The organism is Salinimicrobium oceani, from assembly GCF_012037645.1.
Genome location: NZ_JAAVJR010000017.1, coordinates 1 through 2,080, shown reverse-complemented (window position 1 = coordinate 2,080; position 2,080 = coordinate 1). Strand labels below are relative to the sequence as shown.

Annotated in this window: 1 protein-coding gene and 1 pseudogene; one reads left to right on the top strand and one right to left on the bottom strand. The window is 38.4% G+C overall.

All coding sequences use genetic code 11. The features are described from left to right. Nucleotides 1-100: 100 nt before the first annotated feature. Complete coding sequence (locus HC175_RS15015; protein WP_168139310.1) at nucleotides 101-1,624, bottom strand: IS1634 family transposase; 1,524 nt, start codon at nucleotides 1,622-1,624, stop codon at nucleotides 101-103. A 92-nt stretch (nucleotides 1,625-1,716) separates the two neighbouring features. On the opposite strand from HC175_RS15015, the pseudogene HC175_RS15010 reads away from it, so the two are divergent. Further along, nucleotides 1,717-1,977, top strand: a pseudogene (locus HC175_RS15010) (phosphate acyltransferase); the annotation flags it as partial. Nucleotides 1,978-2,080 lie beyond the last annotated feature (103 nt).

Below are 2,080 nucleotides of genomic sequence, written 5' to 3'. Positions count from 1 at the left end.
TCCTTAGAGGCATCCGGGATCTTTTTACTGAATACAATTTAAATAAGGAAAAGATCAGCGGTCGTTTTTCCCTTTTTCCTGTTTTCAGCTTTGCAACACCCTAAAAATTTTTCTCTATAATTTGATATAATTCTGCTTGCTCATCATCCATTTTCAGTAGCTTAGTTTTTGTGTGCTTTGAATCTGGAAGAGTATAGGTTACGCTGTACATATTCTGAGTGAGTTCCGCTGCTTTTCTAAGGGAGATTTCTGATTTTTCTTTATACAGTACACGTTCTAACTCCTTGTAAACACTGTATGCTGCAAAGGCAATACAAATGTGAGCTTCTATTCGGTGCCTCAATCTATGGTAGATGGGACGTATGCGTAGATCTGTTTTGGACATACGGAAGGCACGTTCGATGTGGAATAAATTTTTATAATTCTCCACCACTTGTTTATCAGACAACCTAGTATTGGTTAGGTATCCTTTGAGTCCATCCCAAACATTATCTTGATAATATTTTTCATAATCGATTTCAATGGAAACATCTCCTTCCATTTTAAGGTACTTGTTGTAGCCTTTGTTATTGATATTGGATTTGGTAAGTTTACCTGATTTAATTCGCTTCTCCAGGCGCTGTAGACCCTTTTTTCGATTATGAGCATCCTTGGTTGCTCTGTTGTTGGTATAAGTTATCAGAAGCCTGGTATCATCAGATTTTGGAACCTTGATCATCTCTCCATCAGAGAGCTTTCTTGCGAGCACCTTCTTCTTAACTTGCTCTGATTCATTTTTTAATCTGGCACCCAAAATATATTCATAATCCTTCGCCTCTAAAGCTGCAATATTGGATTTAGAGAGCAGCCCGGAATCTGCAACAATCACTGGTTTATCCAAGTTGAATTTAGAAGCAATCTTCTCTATGAAAGGAATAAGGGTATGTCCTTCATAAATATTTCCTTCGAAAATGTCATACCCAATAGCATAGCCTCCCAAGCCCACAAGAAGGCCTAAAAATATCTGAGGATTCTGGTGTTTTCCATCTTTACTAAATCCCGCTTTGCGCAGATCATCTTCGTCACTGGCTTCAAAATACAAGGTGGTCATATCATAGAAAACAATACTGATATCCCCTTGTAAGACTTTACGAGTATGCTCAAATGAAATTTGTTCCACCTGAGGCTTGATCCGGCTGTTGAGCTTATCTAAAAAACGATATATCGTATCAATATTTAGCTGAACTCCCTGGAAGCGATACAGGTATTCGGCAGTTTTGAGCTTACTCAATGGAAAAGCTAAACGAGCGATCACTAAATGACGGAATAAATCTTCTTTAACCGCATTAAAACCAATACTGTCATAGATCTTTCCAAAGATGATCTCAGGGCCAACGGTTTTGATACTGGCATTACCCATTTGCTCAAATAGTTGCTCAACAAAGGCATCATTCTTTGAGATAAATAATTTCCCCTGAGCACTAATCCGATCAATTTCCTGTTTTCCCAGGTATTCTAACTTTTCTATCTTTTGAGCATTACTACTGCTGCCTATAGTTTTTACAACCTTATATTTCCCCCGCTCTTTGGAGATAATTTGAACAGAAGTACTGCCGGACCGATTCCTTAATTTTCTCAAAAACATACACAAAAATAGCGTTGCAACACCCAGTTTGAAAATTAATTTCAATAAAATCAAGGGTTACCAAGGCATATCTAAAAAAGTGCGGAAAACAGGAGAAGAAATTCCCGTTCTCAAAACTGGCAGGTAAGAAAGTAAATACCCTTATTTTCCCAAGTTTGGATGCGGGTAACAGCACCTATAAGCTGCTCAAGGAACTCAACAAATCTGAATCTGTTGGACCAATACTTATGGGGATGAAAAAACCCGTGCACGTCCTGCAGTTGGGAGCCAGCGTAGAAGAGATCGTGAATATGACTGCTGTTGCTGTGGTTGACGCGCAGGAAAAAGAACGAAAGGCCCAACGCGACCAGTAGAAAATTTGCAATAAATTTTTAAAGCGGAAACAGAGAAATTTGTTTTCGCTTTTTATTTTGATGACCTCTGTAAAATGCCCTTTTTCCTGTTTTCAGCTTTGCA

Coding starts and splice junctions, on each gene's coding strand:
- HC175_RS15015 (WP_168139310.1), bottom strand. CDS start 1,624: ATGTTTTTGAGAAAATTAAGGAATCGGTCCGGCAGTACTTCTGTTCAA.